This window comes from Acinetobacter sp. ANC 3929 (assembly GCF_000369405.1).
Lineage (GTDB): Bacteria > Pseudomonadota > Gammaproteobacteria > Pseudomonadales > Moraxellaceae > Acinetobacter.
On the sequence record NZ_KB849998.1, the window covers coordinates 546,314 to 546,987 of the forward strand.

Annotated in this window: 1 protein-coding gene; it reads left to right on the top strand. The window is 35.3% G+C overall.

What is annotated here, in order from left to right; translation table 11 throughout:
* The first annotated feature begins 302 nt into the window (after positions 1–302).
* Positions 303–587: a hypothetical protein gene (locus tag F909_RS13675; protein WP_005147502.1), complete on the top strand. Its 285-nt coding sequence runs from the start codon at positions 303–305 to the stop codon at positions 585–587.
* The last annotated feature ends 87 nt before the right edge of the window (positions 588–674 follow it).

Here is a 674-nt window from a genome sequence, read left to right on the forward strand (position 1 = left end):
TTTAAGACACCAAATCAAATGGCCGAAGACTTTTATAAGTTGGCTGCCTAGAATCTCCCAAGGGAAAGTCTCCTGATAATTCAGCGTATATCACAATTACACGCCAGCTCCTACAATTTTTCGAGATCTACAAGAATCGAACTGACTTAGATAATTTACAGCAGAAACTAAAAGATTGTACTTTAACTCGAACTCTGAATTTCTTTTTCAAGATTTATCAAAGTCAAAAACAGGATTATCGTGTTTCAGGAATTTTAAATTTATTTGGGGGGCTGGATATAGGGAATGGTGGATATCGAGATATGTTTGACAAGGTTATGGGGGAGTATAAATTTATAGAGCCGATGTTTTACGGTTCAGATATTTGTAAACAAAAACTTATAACTGAAAAACGAAGAAAGTTAATGAATGAGGCTTGTGATGCTCTTCAGCCAAATGAGGTATTGGAAAGTATTTCATCTGATCAACTGCTAGATGTTGCAGAAGATAGATTAAATGTTGAAACTCAGGATGATTCTTTGGTTATTCATTTGAATAACGAGCATTTGGATAGACCAGATATTGTCGAGTTACCATTGTTCAAGTGATGTGTGCTGAAAAAACAGGAGGTTTTAACTTGGTAAACTAAACACACTCATCAGGAGTTTACCATGAGCAAGAAACACAAGACTTAC